Below are 25,403 nucleotides of genomic sequence, written 5' to 3'. Positions count from 1 at the left end.
TAAAAATATACTCAATTACTCAGCTTGTCGGGGAAGAAAGACAGCGGTGGGTGATTGGTTTTCCATTCTTCAGCGACGATTTTTGATTCTTCAATTTGTTCTGGTGTCATCTTTTCAGAAATTTTTTCGATCTTACGGTCGACATAATCTTGCACGCCACCGGCGTCACCGAGTTCTTTTAACAAAGAGAAAATAGCGTAGCCTTTGACTAAATCCAAAGAGTAACCTACTTTATCTGGCGTATGTGAAATGTACGCACCATAGTTACTCATTGCAGCTTGTTCGCCTGTTGCGGCAGCCTTCTCGAGCCAATGTCGAATGCTCGCCATGTCTCCTTGCTTATAAAGCGTCTCTAGATATTGCATCATAGCTTTAGGGTTGCCACCTTCCGCAGAGAGTAGCAGCCATTTTTTGACCGACGCTTCACGTCCTCCAGGAGTAAAGAAGTAACCCTCTCCCTGCCTTTCGCTGATCGCCATCCAATATTGCGCGAGCGGATAGCCTGCATTAGCAGATTTTTCTAACCAATGGTGATCCAGCGTGATTTCGTACATCAAGTATAAAGATTCAGGATCGCCATCATTTGCCTTAGGTAACGTTATTTTTTTTGCCTCTACGAACCATTCTGCTTGAGTTTTTTTTGACGACGGGCAATTTCCCATCGTTGCGCAAAGATCTTTTTTTGCTCGACCCAACTGAATCATTGCGTATATGTTTTTTTTCTCTGCTGCCGATTCATACCAAAATTGGGCTTCGGGAGTCATGTATCCATTTTTCTTTCGAAGAGCTTCGGCAAGATAATACTGTGATTCTATTACGCCGTCTTTTGCCTCTCGCTCTAGCTGTGGAATGGCCGCATCTATTTTCATCTGGTTGTAAAGAATGATTCCGCTTGGTCCACTTTGCTGAGGGACTGAGGATGCATTGGTAAAATTGGCGCTATACGGCGATACTGAAATCAAACCCAAGCTGAACATTAGAATGATTTGATTTAATTTGATTTTTATTAGTCTGTTCATTGGTAGCCTTTTAAATAGGGTGTCGCCCCACTAAGCGAGTAGGTTGGTGATGGGGCATAATTTTGTTGACAATAATCGGCCAGATTTGCGCCAAGTAATTTTGCGTGCGATTTATAGTTTTTACGTACTTCAACAATTGTATCGTCAAAGAGGCTTTGAACGCTTTCCGCCATGAAAGTATCTAGTGACATACGATTTTTGCAATACTCTTGTTCTCCAGCTTGCTCCTTTATGCCAAACTCATTCATTGACATGCATGCGAGTTCAAATTGTCTTTGTGCTTTGTCAATAGTGTTGGTTTTTTTTGCATTGTTGACTATCCAGCGCAAAATTCTTTCTATGGCTTTTTGCTGGAGAACATGGCCTTCGGATTGACTATATGTGCGACCCTTGTCAGATATGCTATTGTTTTCAGGACTGGCTGTAGTAATTTTAAACTCTTCGGGCTGGCTTATAAGCGTTCTTAAGAGTGGGCCCAGCGCGTTAGGAATTGCATTAATAATCCACTCTTCGAGCTCGCTTTGGTTCTTATAATTCATGATCGCGTCCGCAATCGGTCCGCCCTTGCCACGTCGCGTCAGAGACTCATAAAGACCCATCACAACATCCCAACGCATCATGTATGCCATTGCCACATTCAATCCGGCAACGCCCAAAGCGTTAAGTGCGGAGGCATACTCACTCGCTTCAGGATCCATCCACTCAACTTTACGGCCTTTGGTCTTATGCAGCTCTTTGCGATATATGTTAATGAGGTCGACCACCGCCTCATAACCCACTTCAAATTTGAAACTACCGTTAGCGCCCGGTCCAAGCACTACTGTTGCCTTCAAATTAAGAATGAACCGTCCTTTATCAAGAGAAACCTGAGCGTTCCCTTGAAATCCTGCGCCTAACGCGATTCCTACGGACCCGCCCAATTTTGCAAGCGTCAGCCATGGATTGGCTGTCCTTGCGTCTTTAGGACCGCTTATACCCAACGATGGCGCGGTACTTCGGGCGACGAGCTCTTTTGGCGGCGCCCAGTTTAGTGCACCAGTGAGCTCAATAGCGGCTTGCAAACCGCCGAATACGTTGAAGCTTGCCTTCGCGCCATTTTCGATTTGAACATTGGCGAGGCGACCAGTCGACATCTGACCTGTGCTCAGGGTGCCCGCAGCGGTGGGGGCTTTTGATTGATGGACGAGATCTGGAGTAGGACTATCGTCGCCGCTGTCGGCTTTTGCTTGCTTGGCGGCTGCGTGATCGGCGCGCTCCTGTTTGGCTGAGGCATCTTCACGCTGTGCGCGTTTGACCGGGCTCAGTGAGGCACCGTATTTGACGTTACCGAAGATAGGGCTCAATTCGACGCTGCCGGCAAGTAGCAGCGAAGCACCAGCATATCCCCACGCCTTCACGCCGAAGTGGAAGGAGAAACGCCCAAAATTCATTTTTTGTGGGCTACCGTCCAATAGGTAGTCGAGCGTGATTTCCTGTGCGCTCGCTTGGGCGGGCATATCGACTTTCATCAATTCCACTTCGCCGCGTGCCAAGTCGAGGCTCATCCCCGCGCTGGCCGACGCCTGAAAACCTTCTGCAGCGCTGATGGGGGGGCTTTCCAGCTTTACTTCAGCGTGAATGCTTGGTTGTGGAGGTGTCAGGCAGCGAACGAACTGCGCCTGAGGACTGGCATCGAAGAGTCTCACTTTACCGCGTACACTTTTCTGAAACACCAGCTGCTGAAGATGCTTACCCCAATTGGTAAGAGCTGCCTCGTCCTCTAGTTCAGTGACCTCATAGCCTTCCTTTTTTAAGTGAGCGTAAAAGTCTTTGGCTTTGAACCAACCTTTTTCATCGAAACAGTCGCCGACCTGATCGCTGAACTTTACAGCGCCCTGAGCCAACAGCCATTGGCGGAACGAACTGAGCTCACTGTTTTTATCAGAACCTTCAGTGGCATCTGTCGGGGGACTTTTAAAGGCCTTGGATACAGAGCCAGGGACTTTTTTGAAGTCCTCTTTCATTATTTTTTTTGCGTCTTTCAGGTTCGACATACTGAACCAGCCCAACGGAGTGCCCTTGGCGTCCGAAAGGCTGACTTCGCGCAAAGGAAAACCAGGTTTAACCATGCGATCTACTGGCTTGGGCTGGAACGCTTCCGGCTCCCAGATCAGATAACGTCGGGGTTTCGTCGCGTTGACATTATTCTGAGCGGCTGTATAGAGGTCTTCTTTGATTTTCTGCAGTTGGTCCCACTTTGCACGCTCTGCTTCCACCAAACCTGCAGGGGCCTGGGCATTTTGGCCTGTTGCTTCGATCCAGCGTTTGTACTTGTCCTGAAGTTGCGCAGTTGCTTCCGATTGCTTTTTCTCTGTATCCAAATACAGCTTGAATTGTTCGATGCCAGAGGCAAGGCCGTCGTTTATCAGCGCAAACTCTGGAAGCGCGATTCCATAATCGGAAGCCTTCATGATGGATTCGGTGTAAGCGTGGTAATCAAGCGCATCGGCGTTTTTGTGTAGTGTGTAAACATAGCCGACCAGATCGGCGGTGCAGTCAGTCATGCCATTGCAGATATTGTCGTAACTTTTTTTCTTTTCCGCCAAGGCTTTGGCAACGTCTTCCAGCGATACCTGCTTGAAGTTTTTGTTGCCGAGGAATTTCTTGCGAGCCTCCAGATAAGCTTGCACACGTGCGCGCGCTTCAATCGCCTCCTTGGAGTACAGCGAGCCGCTTTCGTAGGTGTAGCCTTCCAACTTAGCGGCCGCTACCGCTTCTTTTTTTAGCGCGACCCACTCAGCCCGCCGCTTGTAAAAATCGGCATATGCTTTGTGAACGTGCTGGTCAGTAGCTATGTCTGTCGCTAGACGGTCGAGGCGAGATACCGGCGTGTCCTCATCCGTGGACTGAGCAGGAGCGACTGCCGGTTTGTTTCCATTAGCGTCGTTCTGCCTTTTTTTAGCGGTGGCGGGATCGATTTCGATCTCATCGCCCATCGCTTCAAACTCTTCCATGCGTGCACGCTGCGCGCCAGTGAGAAAGTTGCTCAACTTGGGCTCAAGGAAGTATTCCAGCAAACCAGATTCCTGCAACCCGTTCAGGCGTGCATCACGTGATTTGCTGGGCGCAATCATTTTATCCAAGGCAAACATGGATTCTTTGATAGCGGACTTTGCCCGTTCGGGAAGCAGCCAAAATTCTTGTTCTTCGGTGGCATAAATCGCACTGGCAAACTTTTTCGAGCAGGGAGGCGCGTGCGGTTTGAAAGTCTTTGAGCTCTGATCTGGGGTGTCTTTGACAGGCTCCAGTTCAACCAGATCCTCCGCAGAGCACTGAGTTGCGGCTTCCGGGGTCGTTTGCGCGGGCGGTTGAGCTGCGGCAGGTGTCTGAGCGGCAGGCACAGCAGGCGATTGAGCGGCTTTTGGAACGCTCAGGTTCCATCCGACTTTGACATTATCCGGGTTGGTGATGAAGGGGTTCATCTGACGAAGTTGCGCCACAGTAGTGTTGTAGCGCGTAGCAATCTGGCCCAGAGTTTCGCCGGGCATTACGGCGTGATTTGTAATTTCCATGGTGATTCCGTTCTGTTGTCGCGTCGCCTTAGTGTTGGGCAACGGCGGCTGATTCCAGGAGCCGATCTACTTTGATAAACGACTCGTCCTTTGATTGCAGGATCGCCATGATCCCAGGCTGGGTCTCGAACAGCGGACCGTTCACGACATGGCCAAGCTTGAGCAGGTGATCGCCATCATAAATGTTGTTTTTGAGCAGCATGTCGAGGTTGTCCGCCATGTCATTCAAGCGGTCATCGGATGGCTCATTGAATGCTGTGTATTCCTCATCGATCCAGTACATCCAGCCCAGGCGCGCTTGTACTTTCGCGGCCGCCTCGGGCAGATTGAACGCCGCTCTGTCACCGTCCCACGTTGATTGATCGGTGGCCTTCCAGGTCAGCCATCGCCCACGCTCTTGACCGAAATGAATCGGCGCAGGGCTGTAGACCGCCTCCCAGCAGCCTAGTAACTGGTCGAATGCTTTATCGGCGGTGTAGGCCAGCGCAGCCCATAAACTCGGCTTGTGGAAACTCAGCAGACTTTGGCCACCTGAACCATCGTTTGCCTTAAGCAGCCAGCGCGCATGAGCCAGAGCTTTTTCAGGATCCCGGGTTGAGATTGCAATTCCCGAAAAGCGTTCCTCACATAGTTCCACAGCGACCTTTGCCACTTTGCCGCCCTTTGGGGCCACCAGCCACAATGGCTCGTCAGGAATCTCTGCAAGGTCTGTCCCTACAAACAGACCTTGAGCGACGACGGGTTCGCCTAATCGATAAAGACGACCCAAAGCGTCTGGCTGGAGCCCTTGGTCGATGATGAAACACAGCGATTCGCTTGTAGCGGGCAGGTCTGAAAAGTCGTAACGAGGCTCGGCGAGGAGAGCGCTCAGCGCTTTTACATGCATGTGCAATCCTTACGGCTGCAAGCGCCGTTACTCTGTTTTCCACACAGCGGGGTAATACCTGACTCATTAAGACGGGCAGGGAGCGGTGCTTTCCCCGCCTTATCCGCATCCGCAACCTTCATCGGCCCCGGCAACAACGGCGCCGCCGGCGTGCCCACCCCGGGCGAGCCGCCGGTATTGACCTTCACCTCAGCGCCGCTGATGGTCACGCCACCCGCATCGACCTTGACGAAGCTGCCCCCAGCCTTGGCGGTCAGTTCCATGGCGCCTTCGACCACGACTCTCTGGCCGGCGTAATAATGGATTTCGTTGCCGGCCTCAACAAACTGCCCAGTCCCAACCTTCACATGCTGCGTCACACCCACCGTCAGGTGATCATCCGCGCGCATTTCGCTGATGCGGTCCAGATGGGTGATCCGGTGCTCTTCAACCTTGAATTCGCTAAGCACATTGGCTTCAACAGTGTCATGCCGTTCGTTGCCGACGCGGATTTTCTGGTCGTGTTCGATGTTTTCGTCCCAGTCGCGCTGGGCGTGGATGTAGATCTGTTCGGCGCCTTTTTTGTCTTCGATGCGGAATTCGTTGTAGCCCTTGCCGCCCGGGGAGCTGAGGGTTTTGAAGGTGCTGCGGGTTTTGTTGGCCGGCAGGTCGTAGGGGACGACGTTTTCCTTGTGGTACAGGCAGCCGGTGACGAGGGGCTGGTCGGGGTCGCCTTCGAGGAAGGTGACGAGGACTTCCATGCCGATGCGCGGGATGGCGATGCCGCCGTAGGCTGCGCCGGCCCAGCCGCTGGTGACGCGCATCCAGCAGGTGGTTTTGTCGTCGGACTGGCCGTCGCGGTCCCAGTGGAATTGCACTTTGATGCGGCCGTACTGATCGCAGTGGATTTCTTCACCGGGCGGGCCGGTGACGACGGCGGTCTGGCTGCCGAGGACTTTCGGTTTCGGATGTTCGAGGGCAGGGCGGTAGTGCGCGTCCCACGGGGTGGCGAGGAAGCTGTTGCGGTAGCCCTGGTGGAAATCGCTCTTGTTATCGGTGACGTCGCTGGTGACGTTTTCGCCGAGCACTTGCGGCTGTTTGCCTTCGTGGAAGACTTCCAACAGCAGCCACAGGTCGTTCCACTCGGCGCGCGGGTGTTCGGCGAGCGTGAGGAAATGGCCGCTAGTCAGCGTCGGTTCGTCACCTTTGCCTTCGGCGAGTTTGTAGTCGCTGCGATGGCGCTCGAGGGCGCGGGTCGAGAGGAACTTGCCGCGCTCGCGGGTGGTGAAGCGGCCGGGGTAATCGTAGTCTTCCAGGTCCGGGGCGAATTCGGATTTGACCGCGCCTTCGGGCAGCAGCTTGGGTTTTTCGAAATCGTAGTCGCGACGGCTGACGCGGGTGGTGCGGGTTTCCAGGCGCAGGTTGAAGCGCTTGATCACCGGCTTCTCGGCGGCCATCCCGGAGTCCTGCTGGTAGCTGACCGGCTTCAGTTTGCGGAACACCGTCTGATCGTCGCCGAACACCAGTTTGTGGCCGCTGCTGCTGTGCTGGAAGTGGAAGTGAATGCCTTCCTCTTCGCACAGACGCTGGATGAAGTGCAGGTCGGACTCGTCGTATTGCACGCAATAATCGCGTTCCGGATACTCGGCGCCGAGCTGGAAGCTGTAGGCGTCAGAGAGAATGCCGCGATCTTCCAGCACTTGGGCGATGATTTTCGGCACCGTCAGTTGCTGGAAGATCTGCTGATCATGGTTGTGCTGCAGATAGGCCAGTTGTGGCATCAGGCTGATGCTGTAGCGGGTCAGGGTCTTGCCGGAGTCGCCCTGCTCGATGCGATAGACCTGGCCGTGAATCTTGCCTTCGCCGGTGGCGCCGAACGTCAGGCAGGCGCGCTTGTGCAGCAGCTCTTCGAGCTTCAGGTCGGGGCGGGCGCTGACCAGTTCGAGGTCGAAACGGAACGGTTCGTTGAGGGCTTCGCGACCGGTGAAGCTGAGGACTTGCAAGTCGGCGTTGGCGTCTTCGATCGAGAGGGTGATGTGGGTTGCATTGGCGTCCAGCATGCCTTGAATTCCGTCCGTTGAATAAGCAGGTGATGGATGTTGCAGGATTAGACGGCCTCATTCAAGGCGCAAATGGCGTAGGTGTGGCGCGTCAGTGCCATAGGGAAAACCCTTAGGAGGGCGGTTTGGGTCAGTGAAATCGGGCCTTTCATAGACTTTGATGGTGTTTGAGAGATTGCCATCGCGGGCAAGCCCGCTCCCACAGGTTTCTCGGGTGTACACAAAATCGGCGTTCACTAAGGTCTTGTGGGAGCGAGCCTGCTCGCGAAGGGCTTCTACAACCAATGCCAGAACCGGCTCCAGAACCCGCGATTGAGGTCTTCCTTGCAGCCGGCATATTGCTGCGCATACAGATCCGAGCGGTTCTGCACCTTGCGTGCGGTCGGCAGTAACCAGGCTTTGCTCGCGTAGGTCTTGTTGCGAAAGCCGCCCCAACCTTCGTGGTAGTTCAGGTACTGGTTATAGGCGTCGTATTTGTACACGCCGTTGATCGAGGTGGTCTTGTCCATGTACCAGCCGACGAAGTCGATGGCGTCGTCGAAGTCTTCACGATCGGCCCAGTTGCGGCCGGTGCTTTTCTGGTAGTCGGCCCAGACTTCGTCCTTGGCTTGCGCGTAGCCGGACGCGGTCGAGACGCGGCCCCACGGAATCACCCAGAGCAGGTATTTGCGAGGCGTCTTGGCGTCGTAGCGGTAGCCGGATTCCTGATACATGATCGCGAACGGCACCTGGATCGGCACGCCCCAGCGTTTCTGCGTGACTTGCGCAGCGTCGTACCAATCGCTTTTCTCGCGGAAGATTGCGCAGATGTCTTCCGGGGAGCGGGGCGGCGAGGTGCCGCAACCGCTCAGCAGGGTGGCCATGGTCAGGAGGGCGAGGATGTGCCTGTGATTCAAGAGCTGTTTTCCGTCGTGCGCAAAAAGGCCGACAGTCTACGCGCTCAGCTCAATTGATGACGATAGGGCAGATCCGGACCGGTTTTGCTGCAGGTCAGTGCGGCGGCTTGTACGGCGAACCTGAGCATGCCGTCGATTTGCTCTCGACTGAGCTGCTGCACGCCTTCTACCGAGTCCAGCGAATGCTCCGTCAGCCAGGTGATCAGCGCGGCCTGGAAGGTATCGCCAGCGCCAACGGTGTCGGCAATTTTCACCGGATTCGCCGGTACCGACCACGAGCCATGGGTGCGACTGAACACCGTTGCGCCGTCGCCACCGCGTGTCAGGAATACGATCTGGCAGCGATGCTCGAGCCAGCTTTCAATAACATGCTGCGGATCCTGCTCGGGATAGAGCAGGCTCAGATCCTCGTCGCTGACTTTGATCAGATCGGCCAGGCGCACCAGCGTGGCGATGCGCTCGCGCCATAGCTCGATGTTCGGCTCGGGATTGAGGCGCACGTTGGGGTCGAGGCTGATCAGGCGTTTGCCGCTTTCGCGTTGGACCAGTTTCAGCAACGTGTCGCCAATCGGCTGCACCACCAGCGAAAACGAGCCGATGTGCAGGCCGCGCACCTCGTCGCCAAGTGTCGGCAGATGCGCCTCGCTCAGTTGCCGGTCGGCACAGCCTTCGCCACGGAAGCTGTAGTGCGGTGAGCCATTGGCGCCTACCGCGACCATCGCCAGGGTGGTCGGCGCGGCGAAATCCACCAGGTATTCCGGGCGCACGCCTTCGTCCTGCAGCACTTGCTGCAAACGTCGGCCGAGGTAGTCGGTGGACAACCCGCCGAACAGCGCCGAGTCCACGCCCAAACGCCGCAAACCTACGGCAACGTTGAACGGCGAGCCGCCGGCAATCGCCTTGAAATTGACTTTCGAGGCCAGACCGCTGGCGTCGTTTTCGCTGAAAAAATCAAACAGGGCTTCGCCACACACCAGGTACATAGTTGTTTGCTCGTTATAGGGTTGCGACATGCTGTTGATAGCGTTCGTAGGCCTGCTGGAACGCCGCGACATTGGCGGCGATCGGCAGGGTTTCACTGCGCGCGTCGAGTTTGACGCAGCGTTCGCACAGATCGGCCAGGGACACATCATCGCCGTTCGAGCGCGACGCGCACCACGCTGCCTGAATCGCCGCGCCCAGTGCGGCGGCTTCGCTTTGTTCGGTGCAGATCACCGGAGCGTTCATGATGTCGGCGACGATCTGCCGCCACACCGCGCTCTTCGAGCCGCCGCCGATCAGGCAAATGCGCAGGCTTTGTAAACCATTCTGGCGGAGCAAATCCAGCCCGTAGCGCAAACCGAAGGTGGTGCCTTCGACAGCGGCGCGGCACAGGTTGGCTTGGGTCAGGTTGTCCATGGTCAGGCCGTGCAAGCTGCCGGTGGCGTTGGGCAGGGCGGGGACGCGCTCACCGTTGAGGAACGGCAGCATGCTCACGCCTTCGGCGCCGATCGGCGATTGCGCGACCAGTTCGTTGAAGGTCGGCAGATCGAGCCTGAACAGTTCGCGAATCGCACCGGTGGCGTTGGTCAAATTCATGGTGCAGATCAGCGGCAGCCAGCCGCCGCTGGAGGAACAGAACGTGGCAACCGAGGCATCGGCGCTGACGTTCGGCTCCTCCGAATAGGCGTAGACCGTGCCGGACGAACCGAGGCTCATGGTGATCGCGCCGGGCTGGATATTGCCGGTGCCGATGGCGCCCATCATGTTGTCGCCACCGCCGCTGGAAACCACCGCGTTGGGGTTGATGCCGAGTTGCTCGGCGATTGCCGGGAGGAGAGTGCCGACGGCGGCGTGCGCGTCGATCAGCTCCGGCAGCGCGGTTTGCAAACGGCCGCTGGCGTCGATGTCGCGCAGGATCTGCACATCCCATTGCCGCGTGCGCACGTTGAAATAGCCGGTACCGGAAGCGTCGCCGTATTCGCTGCAGGCGCGGCCAGTGAGCCAGTAATTGAGGTAGTCGTGGGGCAACAGAATGCGTGCAATGCGTGAGAACACGTCGGGATGCTGCTCTTTGGTCCAGAGCAGTTTCGACACCGTGTAGCCCGGCGCAATGACCACGCCGAGGCGTTCCAGCGAACCTTGCTCGCCGCCCAGTTGCGCGAGCAAGCGCTCGTTTTCCGGCGTGGTTTCGGTGTCGCACCAGAGCTTGGCCGGGCGCAGCACTGCGCCTTGCTCATCGAGCAGGACCAAACCGTGTTGCTGGCCGGAGACGCCAACGCCGAGGATCGCCTGGCCGTCGACGTTCGCCGCTTGCAAGGCCTGGCGGGTGGCGCTGACGAACGCGTCGAGCCACTGTTGAACGTCTTGTTCGCGGCGGCCGTTGGCGCCGCTGATCATCGTGTGCGGCGCCGCGCCCAGACCGAGCACCTGACCGCTGTCGGCATCGAGGATGATCGCTTTGGTGCCTTGGGTGCCGCAGTCGATACCCAGGAAGAGCTTTGTTGTTGTCATGTATGGGCCTGTCAGATTGCGCTGAAGATCAAGAGCTACCCCCTCACCCCAGCCCTCTCCCCCAAGGGGGCGAGGGGGAAAGGGAGCAGATTTTCATGCCTTTCACACTCTGTATTCGACTCGGAATTTCAGGTCGATGAATAACGGAAGAACCACGCGGTCGGTTCCCTCTCCCTCCGGGAGAGGGCTAGGGTGAGGGGCTTTTCAGCCGAGCACCCGTTCCAGAGTCCCCGAAACCCCAACCTCGCGCAAACTCTGGCAGCACCACTCGAACGCTGCAACAAACTCCGCCGACTTCGGTATCGCTGTGCCGAAAATCTCTTCAACAGCCAGCAACCGCTCCGTGATCAACCCATCGTCCGCCACCAGCCCCTGGCAAAACGCCGCTCGCGGGTCTGGAATCGAATACGTATCGCCATTCTCATCCACGCCCTTCAAATACAGCCCCCACGCCGCCACGACCAGCGCTGCACGTTTGGTCTCGCGGCCATCGGCGATCAGCCGATTGATCGTCGGCACGGTGAACTTGGGAAACTTCGATGAGCCATCCGAACACACGCGCTCCAGCTGATCGGCAATCGCCTGATTGGAGAATCGCGCGACCAGCGTGTCCTTGTATTCGCTCAAATCAATGCCCGGCACCGGGGCCAGCTGCGGCGTGACATCCAGATCCATATAAGCGCGCATGTAACGCACGAACAGCGGATCGTTCATGGTCTCGTGGACGAAGCGATAACCCTTGAGAAAGCCCAGATAAGTGAGCGCCAGGTGACTGCCGTTGAGCAGTTTGATTTTCATCTCTTCGTACGGTGATACGTCGTCGGTGAACTGCACGCCGACCTTTTCCCACGCCGGGCGGCCGTTGACGAATTTGTCCTCCAGCACCCACTGCACAAACGGTTCGCAGACCACCGGCCAGGCATCGTCGACGCCGTGTTTGTCGGCCAGTTGCAGGCGATGCGCGGTGCTGGTCATCGGTGTGATGCGATCGACCATGGCGTTGGGGAAACTGACGTTCTGGTCGATCCAGTCGCGCAGATCCGGATCACGCAGGGCGGCGAAAGCCAGCAGCGCCTTACGGGCGACGGCGCCGTTGTGGGGCAGGTTATCGCAGGACATCACAGTAAATGCCGGAACGCCCGCCGCACGCCGTTTGGCCAACGCGGCGCAGAGGAAACCGAACACGGTGCCCGGCGCTTCGGGATGGGCCAAGTCGTGTTGAATCTGCGGCAGGTGCGCCATGAATTCGCCGTTGCTGTCGTCGATGCAGTAACCGCCCTCGGTGATGGTCAGCGAAACGATACGGATCTGCGGTTCGGCGAGTTTGTCGATCAGTGCTTGCGCGCCATCTTCGGCCAGCAGCATGTCGCGGATCGCGCCAATGACGCGCACTTCGGTGTCATCGCTGTCGCCCAGTTCAAACAGGGTGAACAGGTAATCCTGCTCGCGCAGATCATCGCGGGCGCGGCGATCTTCCGGGCGTAGCCCGACGCCGCAGATTGCCCAGTCCAGCGCTTCGCCAGTGTTCATCAAGGCATCGGTGTAATACGCCTGATGCGCACGATGGAAACCACCGACGCCGATGTGGGCGATGCCCTGGCGTGTGGCGCCGAGGTCGTAGCCCGGCAGCTGCACTTGGGCGGCGAGGCGATTGAGGTTCTGTTGGTTGAGTTTCATCGGATAGTCTCGAAATCAGGCCGCAGCGCGCAGTGGACGGGTCAGCGCCACACCTTCGGCATCGAACAGATGGCAGTGAGTCGGGTCCAGGCGCAGGCTCAATTGCTCGCCGTAACGGCTGGCCAGATCGCCGCGCACGCGCATGGTCAGGGCTTCGTCGGCGCTGGTGGTGACGTGGCAGAAGGTGTCGCTGCCAAGGCGTTCGCTGACGTCGGCAGTGACTTGCAACGTGCAGTCGCCGGGTTGCGCCAGCTCAAGATGTTCTGGGCGAATGCCCAGCGTGACAGCGCTGCCGACACTGAGGTTGGCGGCGTTGAACGGCAGGGTGATGCGTGTGCCGGCGTCCAGCGAAACTTCGCAGCTGGCGCCGTCGATGCGGGCAATCTTGCCTTTGAGGAAACCCATTTTCGGCGTGCCGAGAAAGCCCGCGACAAACAGGTTGGCCGGGTTGTGATACAGGTCCAGCGGCGAGCCGACCTGCTCGATCCTGCCGCCATTGAGCACCACGACTTTGTCGGCCATGGTCATCGCTTCGACCTGATCGTGGGTCACATAAATCATCGTCGCTTGCAGGTCTTTATGCAGGCGCAGCAGTTCCAGACGCATCTGCACGCGCAACGCCGCGTCGAGGTTGGACAGCGGCTCATCGAAGAGGAAAATCTTCGGGTTGCGCACGATGGCGCGGCCGATCGCCACGCGCTGACGCTGACCGCCGGACAGCTGTTTGGGTTTGCGCTCGAGCATCGGCCCGAGTTCAAGAATGCGTGCCGCTTCGCCGACCTTGCGCTCGACTTCGGCTTTCGGCACGCCGGCCAGATCGAGGGCGAACGACATGTTCTTTTTCACCGTCATGTGCGGGTACAGCGCGTAGGTCTGGAACACCATCGCCAGATCACGCTTGGCCGGGCTGACTTCGGTGATATCGCGGCCATCGAGTTCGATGGCGCCGCCGCTGACCTCTTCCAGCCCGGCGATCAAGCGCAGCAGGGTGGATTTGCCGCAGCCCGACGGGCCGACGAAGACTACGAATTCCTTGTCGTTCACTTCAAGGTCAATGCCCTTGATTATGGAAAAGCCTTCGAAGCCTTTTTGCAGATTCTTGATTTTCAGGTTGGCCATGAGATGGGCCTCCGCAATTTATTATTGGGTTAAACCAGATCGGCTTTTCTGTGGGAGCGAGCCTGCTCGCGAAGGGGCCGTGTCAGTCGACATCAGGGTTGAATGACACTCCGCTTTCGCGAGCAGGCTCGCTCCCACAGGGGATAGGGTTGGATTCGGGATGTTCATTTCACGGCACCGAAGGAGAGGCCGCGCACCAGTTGCTTCTGGCTGATCCAGCCAAAGATCAGAATCGGCGCACAGGCCAGGGTCGATACGGCCGACAACTTGGCCCAGAACAGCCCTTCGGGACTTGAATACGAGGCGATCAACGCGGTCAGCGGTGCGGCATTCGATGAGGTCAGGTTCAGCGACCAGAACGCCTCGTTCCAGCACAGGATCAGCGACAGCAGCACGGTCGAGGCGAGGCCGCCCTTGGCGATCGGCAGCAGCACGCGGACCATTTCCTGCCACAGCGTCGCACCGTCGAGGCGGGCGGCTTCGAGGATGTCTTTGGGGATGTCCTTGAAGTAGGTGTAAACCATCCAGACCACGATCGGCAGGTTGATCAGCGTGTAGATCACGATCAGCGCAATGCGCGTGTCGAGCAGGCCGAAACTCTTGGCCAGCAGGTAGATCGGCATCAGCACGCCCACCGGCGGCAGCATCTTGGTCGAGAGCATCCACAGCAGCGTGCCTTTGGTGCGCTGGGTTTCATAGAACGCCATCGAGTACGCCGCCGGTACCGCGATCAACAGACACAGGGCGGTGGCGCTGAAGGAGATCACCACCGAGTTCCAGGCGAAGCTGAAGTAGTCGCTGCGCTCGTTGATGTGCAGGTAGTTCTCCAGCGTTGGCGTGAAGATGAACTGCGGCGGCGTGGCGAAAGCGTCGATTTCGCTCTTGAAACTGGTCATCACCATCCAGAAGATCGGGAAGAAAATCACGATCGCGATGGCCCAGGCCAGCGTGCCGAGCAGCAGGCTTTGCAGGCGGCGGGATTGTTGGAGCGTCATGGCAGGCCTCACGCTTTGTCAGTCAGGTTTTTGCCGATCATTCGCACCAGAATGATCGCGGCGATGTTGGCGATGACTACGGCAATCAAGCCGCCCGCCGAAGCCATGCCGACGTCGAACTGCACCAGCGCCTGGTTGTAGATCAGGTAGGCGAGGTTGGTCGAGGCGTAGCCGGGGCCACCGTTGGTGGTGGTGAAGATTTCGGCGAACACCGAGAGCAGGAAGATTGTTTCGATCATCACCACCACAGCAATCGGCCGCGCCAGATGCGGCAGGGTCAAGTGCCAGAAAATCGCGATCGGGCCGGCGCCGTCCAGGCGCGCGGCTTCTTTCTGTTCCTGATCCAGCGATTGCATCGCGGTCATCAGAATCAGGATCGCGAAGGGCAGCCATTGCCACGAAACAATGATGATGATCGACAGCAGCGGGTAGTGCGCCAGCCAGTCCACCGGTTGCGCACCGAACAGCTTCCAGATGTAGGCGAGGATCCCCGAGACCGGGTGGAAAATCAGGTTTTTCCAGATCAACGCGCCGACGGTGGGCATGATGAAAAACGGCGAGATCAGCATGACCCGCACCAGGCCGCGCCCAAGGAATTCGCTGGCCTCCAGCAACGCGCTGATCAATACGCCGAAGACCACGCTGATCAGCAGCACACTGCCAACGAGCAACAACGTATTGGTCGCACCGGGCATGAAACCCGAATCAGTGAGGAAATAGGTGAAGTTCTCCAGCCCGACGAATTCGTTTTCGCCGGGATAGAGCAAGTTGTAGCGGATCATCGAAAAGTACAGGGTCATGCCCAGCGGCACGATCATCCACAGCAGCAACAGCGCCACCGAGGGGCTGACCAGAAACCAGCCGGGATTGCGCACGCGCAGCTTGCGCTGCGGTGGCGACAGGTCGATGTGGGCTTTGGCAGTTGAAGTATTCATGGCATTCACAACCGAGTCATACAGACCTATGGAGATCCCCATGTGGGAGCGAGCCTGCTCGCGCAAGCGCTGGGTCAGTGTCATGTGTGTTGGCTGACACGACGCCTTCGCGAGCAGGCTCGCTCCCACAAGAGGCAGGAGCAAGGCATTCAGCGGTTACTTGGGATAACCCGCGCGCTTCATCTCGCGTTCCGTGGTCTGCTGCGCCGCCGCCAGCGCCTGATCCACCGTGGTCTGGCCGATCAGCGCTGCCGAGAACAGCTTGCCGACCTGGGTGCCGACTGCCTGGAATTCAGGAATGGTCACCAGTTGAATGCCGATGTACGGCACCGGTTTCAGCGTCGGTTTGCTCGGGTCAGCGGCCTTCAGCGATTCCAGCGTCACTTTGGCAAACGGCGCGGCGTTCATGTACGCGTCGCTGTAGGTCGAAGCGCGGGTGCCCGGCGGCACGTTGGCGATGCCATCGGTCTTGGCAACCAGTTCGCCGTACTCTTTGGACGTGGCCCAGGCGCTGAAGGTTTTTGCTGCGTCCTTGGCCTTGGAGCTGGTCGGAATCGCCAGCGCCCACGAATACAGCCACGCCGAGCCTTTATCCGTGACTTGATGCGGAGCGAAGGTGAAACCGACGTGATCGGCGACCTTGCTCTGGGTCTTGTCGGTGACGAACGAACCAGCGACGCTGGCGTCGACCCAGATCGCACATTTGCCGCTGTTGAACAGGGCGAGGTTTTCATTGAAACCGTTGCTGGATGCGCCCGGCGGGCCGGATTTCTTCATGGTGTTGACGTAGAAATTCAGCGCGTTTTTCCACTCCGGGCCGCTGAATTCCGGTTTCCATTGCTCATCGAACCAGCGCGCGCCATAAGCATTGGCGACCGTGGTGACCAGCGCCATATTCTCGCCCCAGCCGGCCTTGCCGCGCAGGCAGATGCCGTACTGCTCTTTGTCTTTGTGGGTGAGCTTTTCGGCAAACCCGGCGATCTCTTCCCAGGTCGGCCGCTCCGGCATGGTCAGCCCGGCTTCCTTGAACAGGTCGGTGCGGTAATAGGTGATCGAACTCTCCGCGTAAAACGGCAGCGCATACAGCGAACCCTTCACCGACAGGCCTTCGCGCACCGACGGAAAGACATCGTCGAGGGCGTAACTGGCCGGCAGGTCCTTCATCGGCTCCAGCCAACCCTTGCCGCCCCAGAGTGCGGCTTCGTACATGCCGATGGTCAACACGTCGAACTGGCCGCCCTGAGTGGCGATGTCGGTGGTCAGGCGCTGACGCAGGACGTTTTCTTCCAGCACCACCCAATTGAGCTCGATGTCCGGATGCTCGCTCTCGAAGGTTTTCGAGAGTTTCTGCATGCGGATCATGTCGCTGTTGTTGACGGTGGCGATGGTCAGGGTCTGGGCGCCAAGGCTGACGCTGCTGAGGGTCATGCAGGTGAGAGCGAGCAGAGCTTTTGCAGTGGGTTGCATCGTGCACTCCTTTTCTGACACCCGACGGGGCAGAAGGACAGTTATTGTTTTTGTGTCTTCCGAATGCAGGAAGAATCTGCGCTGATTACAGCCTTCCACGGCGGAGCTGACAAATCATCCCTAGCACTTTTGTTGATACTTTTTTGCACTGGGGTTTGGGCGGGGGAACGCAGGGAAGGGGTTTTGCGCGAGGGGGCGTTAGCGAATGCGTACAGATTTCGCCAGCCGGGGCACGGTTTTTTTTGGGAGCGAGCCTGCTCGCGAAGATGGTGTGTCAGCCACAGGATTTTTCAATGACAGACCGCTTTCGCGAGCAGGCTCGCTCCCACAGGTGGCGTGTCGTCAGAGATGGTTCTGTTCTGTCAGCCGTTGCACCGCCAGCCGTCGATAGTGCGACGGCGTCATGCCCTTGAGTTGCTGGAAGCGTCGATTGAAGTTGGAAATATTGTTGAAGCCCGACTCGAAGCACACCTCGGTCACCGGTTTGTCACCATCGGCCAGCAGCTCACAGGATTTGCTGATGCGCAGGCGATTGACGAATTCGATGAAGTTGCGCCCGGTGGCCTGCTTGAATACCCGGCTGAAATAGGTCGGTGTCATACCCAGGTGTTCGGCCACTTCTTCCAGTGAGATGTCCCGCGCGTAGTGGCTGAAGATGTAATCGACCGCGCGGTTGGTGCGGTCGATGTTGTGTTCGTCGGCCAGTTGCGGCGTGGTGGCACCGGACAACAACTGGAAATCATCACTGGCCGCGAGCAATTCCATCAGGATGAAAAAATGCCCGAGGCGAGTGATGCCGGTGCTGTCGGCGATCCGCTGCATCAGTGTCATGGCCTGACGGATCGTGCGCTTGCAACGAAATTCGATGCCGTACTGCGCACGCTCAAGCAGTGGCGCCAGGGATTTCAGCTCAGCGAACACCTGGTGCCCGCTCTCGAACAATTCGTCGGTGAAGTTGACCAGCATGTCGCGCTTCTCCACCACTTCATCCTCGGCGACCTGGCTGATCCAGTTGTGCGGCAGGTTGGGACCGGTCAAAAACAAAGTCTCTGGATAGAAGTTGCCGATGTAATCGCCGATGAACACCTTGCCGGAGCTGGCCACGATCAGGTGCAGCTCGTACTCCTTGTGGAAATGCCAGCGCACCAGCGGGCAGGGGAAGCCGTGCTGGCGGTAGATGATGGACAAACCGTTATGGTCGTCCATCAACTCGTAGGAAGGGTCGGTCACGCGAGCGGTTCGGGTCATGACGGGGCACTTTTTTATTATCGCTGCGCGATCATGCCTCGTTTTTTGCCATTTGTGCCACTTCCGACCGGCCGTCCGTGGTGACCGCTCAGCTGAGCTTGTCGCGCGCCTTTTGCAGGTTGGCCATTTGGCAGAAACGCACGATGTTCGAATTTTTGATGAAGTCGAAATTGATGATGTTGCACTTGCGCGCCCAATCGGATTTTTCCGGGTCGAACCACTCGTCAAGACTGTCGAGGATCCGCTGTGGGCCGCCGAGTGTGTAACTGGTTGCCGACAGCGACCATGGGCGGAGCGTACTGACAGGTGTGCTCAGTACGTTGTCTATATAGCCATAAAGATCCGAGGTGCTGACCTGTGATTTGCCGATCCACTTGTGATTGATTGGTCTGTAGAAACGAAAGTCTTCGCTTTCCCAGGTCATCGGCGCGGCCACCATGATGCGTTGCAATGGATTGATGGCTTTGAGTTGGCCAATTGTCAGATGCAGATTGTCGGTGGGAATAATCCGTTCCCCGAGGTGCTCCAGCAAAGCTGTTTTGAACTCCTCATGGTTGAATGGATCTGTAGCGTTGGAAAGTTCATGGAAGTCCAGAACGATAAACTCGTTCGGGCTTCTTTCATAAAACCCCTTAAGGTCCCTGATCAGGTCTTCAAGCGTTCGCGAAGAGTTGAATCCATTGTGATGGAAACGAAACTTCGCCAGTTGTTTCGCCTTGCTGTTGTAGACAAGGCGTACATCAAGTGCGCGAGCGCCGCGATTCAACTGCGAATAAAACGAAACGTCCTGGCAGGCAAGCCAGTTTTTACCGGGAATCAGGGCGTAAGAGGCTTCCCAGTCACAACCGGCGTTATGCGCGCCGGGCAGGGTCATTTCAAATAGCGAAAGATTATCGATTTGTGGTGAATCAGCCATCCATTGATGGGTTGGTATATCGTCGAAGTTTTCCATGTTGCATATCCTGCGAAGTGGTTAATTAGTTGCGCGCAGGATGTTTATAGGCATGTTCGTGTTATTGCGAAAGTTCACTTTTAATGCAAGTCATGTAATTGATGTGATCAACGCTCTGTTGGGGGCAGCTGGTTTTTGGCTTCGATCCATTGAGCCATGTATTGAGTGCTTTTGAGTGTGTGATGTCGCAACATGGCGCCGGTGAAGTTATCGTTTCTAAGTTGTGCCAAGTGTTGTCGGCAATCATCTATCCGGTTGATCAGACGCGGGCCATGTACGCTGCGCTGATAACGCTGCTGCAAAAGTGCCGAAGCCTGAATCTGCGCCTGCTGCCAGCGCGCTGGATCTTCGTACAGTTGCACGGCCTGTTCGGCGAAGGTATTTGCGTCCAGGGCAACGGCTCCCGGCCAAGGAGCATCGCCGTGCATGGCTTCGGCGCCGATCGGTGTCGTCACGCTCGGCGTGCCACAGAGCATGGCGTCGACCAGTTTGCCCTTGATTCCCGCGCCAAAGCGCAATGGCGCAAGGCAGACCCGCGCTGCGGACATCACTTCAAGTGCATCTTCGGCCCAGTCCATGATGTGAAAGCCTTGGGCCGGGTTGTGCAGTGCGGTGGCTTTGGGCGGCGTATAGGCGCCATAGATATGCAGTTGCGCGCGAGGCAGGCGCGCGCGGATCAGCGGCCAGAGCGAGGTCTTCATCCAGAGCACGGCATCCCAGTTTGGCGCGTGACGGAAGTTGCCAATGCTGAGGAAATGCGCGCGCTCTTCGAAACCTGGCGCGGCGGCGTCCGGAAGATCAATCATCAATGGACACCAATGCAGGATTTGCCGAGGCAGGCCGAATTCCTCCACCAGCAGGTCGATCTCGACTTCGGAAATCATCAGGTTCAAATCACACCGGTACAGCGCAGCGATTTCCCGTTTGGCCAGATCGGTGCTGGCCATCAGCTGGAATTCTTCGTGCAATCCCGGTGCGAACAGTTCGGTGAAATCAGTCTGCTCGTCGTCGCTTTTCAGGCGGTCTTTCAGACGCTGATGACGCGCATGCCGCAGGCTTTGCAGGTCGGAGGTTTCCAGGATGCGCAGGGCGTCCGGGCAGTGTTTCTCCACCCGCCAGCCAAACTGTTCCTCCATCATGAACTGATCGAACAGCACGATATTTGGCGCCAGCTCGCTGATGAACGTGTCGAAACTGCTGTTGTTGAGCTCGATCGATACTTCGCGGACGCCCAGCGCCGTCAGATCAGCCTTGTGTTCACCCGGGCCGGCCGGGCTGCTGAACGTGATGTCCCATCCCTGATCGAGAAATGTCTCGAGGATCTGCATGACATGTCCGCTGGCCGCCGATGAGCGCGGTTCTGGCCAGACGTAGCCGATGACCAGAACTTTGGTGGTACGCGAATGGCTCACGACTGATCCCCTGACCCATGGAAGAAAAAAGGGCGCAATTAAACCACAGCGAAGTGATTGAAATGCACCCTGTTCACCGACCAGCCGTTTCAGCGCTTAAATGACCGGTTTGGCGAGATTGAGCAGCAGCGGCCCTTGCAGAAACTTGCCGGCAGCGGTGTTGCGCACGGCATCGTCGATGGTCTTCACATTGAAGCTCAATATGGCCGGACGCGTTTGCGCTTGATCGAGCAGGGACACCGCAAGCATGTACGACTCAGCGTTGGCCAGGGCCGGATGGTCCTGGACCAGTTTCGGCAGACTGGTTTTTACCTGGTTGAACTCGACGAATCCCGGTCGGTGCGCCAGAGCGTGATGTGGATTGATCAGGTTGTCCGGATGCGCCTTGCGCGCGTCCCGAGCCAGCTCCAGCAGTCCGACCGCATCGAATTCCGCCTGATGCAACTGCGGGTAGACCTTGCCGTAGTACAGGTCGAGGGTGTCCGGGCCACCGTGGGACATTTCGTGAATCAGCACGTCGGCGACGCTGCCGTCGTCGTAACGCGACAACTTGTAAAACTCATCGAGATTGTCCGGGTAGATCGACAGAAACCGGCCTGCGGACTCATCGATTTTTTCGCCTGTGCGCAGCGCTGTCTGCCAACGCTTATAGGCCGGTGGCGAAAGCGAGGCGATCACGCCGGGTTGATGCGGGCGGAACGTCACATTGCTGAAGCTGATCGACTCGAGATCCTTGCGCATCGCGCTGAGATGTTTCGACACGTGCTGTGCCACTTCATCGGAATCGTTACCGAACACATGCTTGAGCACCGCGCGAATGTCGTCGTTGGAAGACAGTTGCGACAGCGCGTTGATGGAGTTGTCCAGCTTGGTCCGGGCGTGGGGAATGGCTTTTTTCAGATAACCGCGGGTGTAACTGAACGGCTTGAAGCGGCCGAACAGGCGCTTCAACGGGGCGAAATTACCTAGGTCGAGCAGTTTCAGGCGCGGGCCCCAGGCGCCGCCGGTGCGGATGCTCAGCGCGTGCCAGTCCTGGTTGCGTTCCAGCACTGCGATGTCGATCGCCTCGCCAAGCGCGTCGGCGCCTCGCCAGGTCGCCTGACGCGCATCGCCGGTGTGGGAGAGCCTGAGCCAGTCCCGACTCTCGACGCCATGCATCAACCTTTTCAATTGCACGCTGGCGGTGTGCGCGGTGTCGAGCGCAGTTTCACCGGCAAAGACCACGCCGCGTTTGACCAGACGAAAACCTTTGCGGGCGAGGGCGGGCAAACCGTCGAGCGGGTTGATCAGCGACACGGCCGCTCGGGCCACGGCTTTGGCGACTTTCAGCAGTTTTAGGGTGGTCGACCCGGTCTTGGCGATGATGCTCGCTGCCGACGCGCCAAGACCGACCAGCAGGCCGATGACTGACAGGCCATCCAGAATGCAGCCACCAATGCCTTCGGCGACACGGTCGGTGCGTCCGGAACGAATGTCTTCAATGCACTGTTTGAACGGTACGATGACGTTGATTGCCAGGTTCTCGACGATCTCCCTGGTGTCGCGCCATTCTTCCAGGCCGTTGCGCACATCCAGTGCGGCATACAACTCTTCGCGGCGGGCGACAGGATGGTTGTCCAGTACGCATTGGGCGATCTCATCCAGTTGCGCAGAAAAGAACAGCGGAACCGCGCGCACATCAGTCTCTTGCAGTTGCAACTGCCAGAGCTTCTCCACCACTACTTTTGAAGTCATGCCCTGGCGTGGTTCGCTGCCTTCGCGGTAGGCGGCGTAATCGAGGGGCCACTCGCTGGCTTTGTTCTTGTCCTGAAAATCGTACTTGCTGCCAGTGTATGAAAGGGTCGGCCGTTGATGAATGAGACCGGTGTCTTGCAGCTTGAGCGCCAGATCCGGACGCTCGTAGCAAACGCCGCGCAGCGTGAACAGTTCGTAAGCGCGCAGCCGATCACCGTTGTCGCAGCAAAGAATAATCCCGTAACGCCCATTGGCCTCATCTCGCTGGATTTGCGTTTCTTGCTGCGTATTCAGTGGATTGACTTCCTTCCTGACGGTGTAGAAGGTCATTTGGCCGCTGGTCAAGGCCTGACGATCATGCTCTGGCATCTGCGTGATCGCCATTTTGATCAGGGACGATAGACCCTCGCGCACGTTCCGGTAGTAACGATCAAACGCCTGGTCAAACAGTTGCGACGGCGATTGCAGTTCGGCCAGGCGGGTGAAGGCATCGGCCGGGGGGTGGAAGTTGTCGCGGGTCTTGAATTTGTCCGAAAGTTGCCCGTATTCAACCAGATCGCCGGAAAGATACAGATCGAGAATCGACAGGCGTAGGCGCAACAGGCCGTTGATCGCGTATTGGTTGTTGTCAGTGGCGCTGGCGAGGAAATTCCAGAACTCGGTGAGAATTCCCGCCGGATGCGCAGCCTTCAACCCTTCGAGCCAGCTCCGTTCGCCGAAACTGTCCAGGTACTTTATTTCGAAGGCCGGCTGTTCGAGATAGGCGCCGGCGGGCATCACTTGCTCCAGCGCACGCAGAGCGATTTTGCGCCGGTCCGGTGGCGCGGTGGACAAGCCTGTTTCAGACTGGGCCAGAGCCTCCATGTAACGCGAGAAATACGCGCTGGCCTTGATCACCGTGGTCTTGTCGTAGTCTTTGTCGCTGCGGTAAGGGATGACTCCGTTGAGTACCGCCCAGTCCACCACCGCCGGGATCGCCGCCGCTTCGTACAACTTGTCGAGCTCACCGGAAACCGGGGTCAGCTCGGAAAACGCCTTGAGTTGTGCAAACGTCATTGCACGCGAGCTGCCAGGTGCGGCGTGCTCGACCACGGCAGCGCTCTGGCGCGCAGTTACCCAGCCTGGCTTGTCCAGCGTGAGCCCGGGCGGGATCTGGTCGATCAGCAACTCCGGTGCTGCACCCGCGATCAATAGATGCGCTGCCAGTGGCGCGTTGTGCGCTTCGCTCAGGCCCAGATCAACCAGATGCTGTTCGAACAGGACGCGTACTTCGGCAGCGCTGAGTGTGGAATTCGCCGGTTGATAGAAGTCATAGCCGGCGACAAGAGGCTGATCGGAGCGCAATTGCATGTCGATGATCAGCGCAGCGATGACTAACTCATTGACCTGGCGTTCGCGCACGTCCGGGTTATTGGCTTCCAGATGCCAGCCAAGGCGTGCATGCAGGGTTTCTCCCAGGGCGCGAGCGGTTTTTCGCCTCAGGAAGTTGTGCAGGAACTTGTCCGCGTTGTCGCGTATGTCCTGTGCCGGAATCAGGTTGAAGTTGGCGAACGCCAGTACCTGCAACAGGCTTGTCGCACCTTGGGTCAGCTCATGCACTGTCTGGGTTATGACTTTGCGGTCCGCCATCGATAGATGAAACGGTGATGACTCATCGGCGTGGAGCAATTCGTGGTAGTCGCCCAAGGCGGGTGGCTCGGGCAGTTCGAACGCCAGCCATTCAATCAGTGCCCGGGTTTCGGCAATGTTCGTCGGCACGTCATAACCGTTGAACTTCAACCATTGCACTATGCCAATCACTTGGCCGGAATAAACGACGCCGCCGATGGTTTTTGCCAAATCGGCGAGCATATCGAGTTCTTCGGAAAACACCGAAACTTCAGCACTATCCAGTGCAATACTGAAACGATGGGATTCGAACTCTGAGTCATAAACAACGAGAACTCCGGCGTTGGTGTCCACTGCTAGTTGAATATCAGCTGAAAAAGAATGGTTGCGTAACAGCTGCGCAAACTCCGGGGTTGCAATTAAATTTTTCAAGGCATTGCGTGCTGGTTCACAACGTTCGTCAAAACTGCTGCCGATGACCCGGGGTATGAAGCGATCTTGCACATTGAATACAGTGGCGACCGGCAGCGAGGCGCTTGCCGAGTAACTGTCGGCCGAGACTTCAAACTCAGTTGCCTTAAGGGCTTCAACAAGTAACTGAACAATAAGCGCGCGTTCCTGTTTGTCAGAAGCGGAGCAATCGACGGCGGCAGGCACGTCGGAAGAAATGAACTGCATGGGCACTATCCTGAATGAGTATCGAAAGTTCCCTGGCTGTATTTCGTTATTTATTAACGCGGCCAAAGATGATTCAGGATAGAGCTGGCAGGTTAAGCAATGGCAGTGTTAGTTAGTTGCTGATTATTTTCGGATGTGACAAGTTGCATCTGCGACGGGCATTTATCAGGTTTATTTCAGAATGCCTTTAACTTTGTCGCGCAATTGATCGATGGAGAAGGGCTTGCCGATGACATGCATGCCATCGGGTACTTCGAGACTCTCGGCATAGCCGCTGGCGAACAGGATGGGCAGAGCAGGGCGCAGCTGGCGGGCCTTTTGAGAGAGTTCGCGGCCATTCATGCCAGGCAGGCCGTAGTCGGTCATCATCAAATCGATGGCTTTGCCAGGATCCGCAAGGATTTCGAGTGCCGCGTTGCCGTCATCAGCCTCCAATACCGTGTATTCCAGCTCCTCCAGCACATCGACGATAAGCATGCGCACGATGGAGTCGTCTTCTACGACCAGGATAGTGGATGGAGTGGCAGACATGGCAGGACTCTCAGAAAAATGAAATCGGGGGATACCGGGCAAGCGAATTTGCCGGACTCTTGCATGAGTAAGTGGCGCATAGCCACAAGTTCCCGAGCTGAAACAAAAAAGAACAGGTCAGTGTGGTGCGGCAAGGATAACCGTTGGCGTCGTCCAATGCGCA

Annotated in this window: 17 protein-coding genes; all 17 read right to left on the bottom strand. The window is 57.2% G+C overall.

Annotated features, from left to right (window positions below; genetic code table 11):
• Positions 1–11: 11 nt before the first annotated feature.
• The 17 genes from AB4N41_RS22830 to AB4N41_RS22750 all read right to left on the bottom strand — a co-directional run bounded on the left by AB4N41_RS22830 (position 12) and on the right by AB4N41_RS22750 (position 25,240).
• Positions 12–1,019 carry a tetratricopeptide repeat protein gene (locus AB4N41_RS22830; protein ID WP_122750480.1) on the bottom strand — a complete coding sequence of 336 codons (1,008 nt, stop codon included), beginning with the start codon at positions 1,017–1,019 and terminating at the stop codon, positions 12–14.
• Entirely contained in the window at positions 1,016–4,570 is a 3,555-nt protein-coding gene (locus AB4N41_RS22825; protein WP_252876386.1) for a LysM peptidoglycan-binding domain-containing protein, read from the bottom strand. The genes AB4N41_RS22830 and AB4N41_RS22825 overlap by 4 nt, the downstream gene beginning before the upstream one ends.
• Positions 4,571–4,598: 28 nt before the next feature.
• The gene (locus AB4N41_RS22820; RefSeq protein WP_095180118.1) at positions 4,599–5,456 is read right to left on the bottom strand and encodes a DUF4123 domain-containing protein; all 858 of its coding nucleotides are present in this window, start codon (positions 5,454–5,456) and stop codon (positions 4,599–4,601) included.
• A complete protein-coding gene (locus AB4N41_RS22815) occupies positions 5,447–7,495 on the bottom strand; it encodes a type VI secretion system Vgr family protein (protein ID WP_252876385.1) in 2,049 nt (682 codons plus the stop codon). Before AB4N41_RS22815 ends, AB4N41_RS22820 begins: the two co-directional genes overlap by 10 nt.
• Before the next feature lie 275 nt (positions 7,496–7,770).
• Positions 7,771–8,358 carry a transglycosylase SLT domain-containing protein gene (locus AB4N41_RS22810; RefSeq protein WP_252878178.1) on the bottom strand — a complete coding sequence of 196 codons (588 nt, stop codon included), beginning with the start codon at positions 8,356–8,358 and terminating at the stop codon, positions 7,771–7,773.
• Positions 8,359–8,435: 77 nt separating this feature from the next.
• On the bottom strand, positions 8,436–9,374 hold the full coding sequence (locus AB4N41_RS22805; RefSeq protein ID WP_252876384.1) for a carbohydrate kinase family protein: 939 nt from the start codon (positions 9,372–9,374) through the stop codon (positions 8,436–8,438).
• A gap of 13 nt (positions 9,375–9,387) precedes the next feature.
• Positions 9,388–10,884 (bottom strand): xylulokinase, encoded by a 1,497-nt coding sequence (xylB, locus tag AB4N41_RS22800; protein WP_252876383.1) that lies wholly within the window; start codon positions 10,882–10,884, stop codon positions 9,388–9,390.
• 204 nt (positions 10,885–11,088) lie between these two features.
• Complete coding sequence (locus tag AB4N41_RS22795) at positions 11,089–12,561, bottom strand: mannitol dehydrogenase family protein (protein ID WP_252876382.1); 1,473 nt, start codon at positions 12,559–12,561, stop codon at positions 11,089–11,091.
• A 15-nt stretch (positions 12,562–12,576) separates the two neighbouring features.
• On the bottom strand, positions 12,577–13,680 hold the full coding sequence (locus tag AB4N41_RS22790; protein ID WP_252876381.1) for an ABC transporter ATP-binding protein: 1,104 nt from the start codon (positions 13,678–13,680) through the stop codon (positions 12,577–12,579).
• A 164-nt stretch (positions 13,681–13,844) separates the two neighbouring features.
• Positions 13,845–14,675 carry a carbohydrate ABC transporter permease gene (locus AB4N41_RS22785; RefSeq protein WP_016774872.1) on the bottom strand — a complete coding sequence of 277 codons (831 nt, stop codon included), beginning with the start codon at positions 14,673–14,675 and terminating at the stop codon, positions 13,845–13,847.
• An 8-nt stretch (positions 14,676–14,683) separates the two neighbouring features.
• Entirely contained in the window at positions 14,684–15,610 is a 927-nt protein-coding gene (locus AB4N41_RS22780; RefSeq protein ID WP_041480415.1) for a carbohydrate ABC transporter permease, read from the bottom strand.
• 156 nt (positions 15,611–15,766) lie between these two features.
• Positions 15,767–17,077, bottom strand: coding sequence for an ABC transporter substrate-binding protein (locus tag AB4N41_RS22775; RefSeq protein WP_460138066.1), 1,311 nt, complete (start codon positions 17,075–17,077; stop codon positions 15,767–15,769).
• Positions 17,078–17,419: 342 nt separating this feature from the next.
• On the bottom strand, positions 17,420–18,325 hold the full coding sequence (locus AB4N41_RS22770; RefSeq protein ID WP_056789758.1) for an AraC family transcriptional regulator: 906 nt from the start codon (positions 18,323–18,325) through the stop codon (positions 17,420–17,422).
• A gap of 88 nt (positions 18,326–18,413) precedes the next feature.
• The gene (locus AB4N41_RS22765) at positions 18,414–19,277 is read right to left on the bottom strand and encodes a PI-PLC domain-containing protein (protein ID WP_252876380.1); all 864 of its coding nucleotides are present in this window, start codon (positions 19,275–19,277) and stop codon (positions 18,414–18,416) included.
• Between the two features lie 107 nt (positions 19,278–19,384).
• The gene (locus tag AB4N41_RS22760) at positions 19,385–20,689 is read right to left on the bottom strand and encodes a glycosyltransferase (RefSeq protein WP_252876379.1); all 1,305 of its coding nucleotides are present in this window, start codon (positions 20,687–20,689) and stop codon (positions 19,385–19,387) included.
• 96 nt (positions 20,690–20,785) lie between these two features.
• A complete protein-coding gene (locus AB4N41_RS22755) occupies positions 20,786–24,274 on the bottom strand; it encodes a M35 family metalloendopeptidase (RefSeq protein ID WP_252876378.1) in 3,489 nt (1,162 codons plus the stop codon).
• Between the two features lie 606 nt (positions 24,275–24,880).
• A complete protein-coding gene (locus AB4N41_RS22750; protein ID WP_095180108.1) occupies positions 24,881–25,240 on the bottom strand; it encodes a response regulator in 360 nt (119 codons plus the stop codon).
• Between the last annotated feature and the right edge of the window lie 163 nt (positions 25,241–25,403).

It is taken from the genome of Pseudomonas sp. S2_A10 (assembly GCF_054668465.1).
This window is presented reverse-complemented; position numbering and strand designations above follow the sequence as displayed.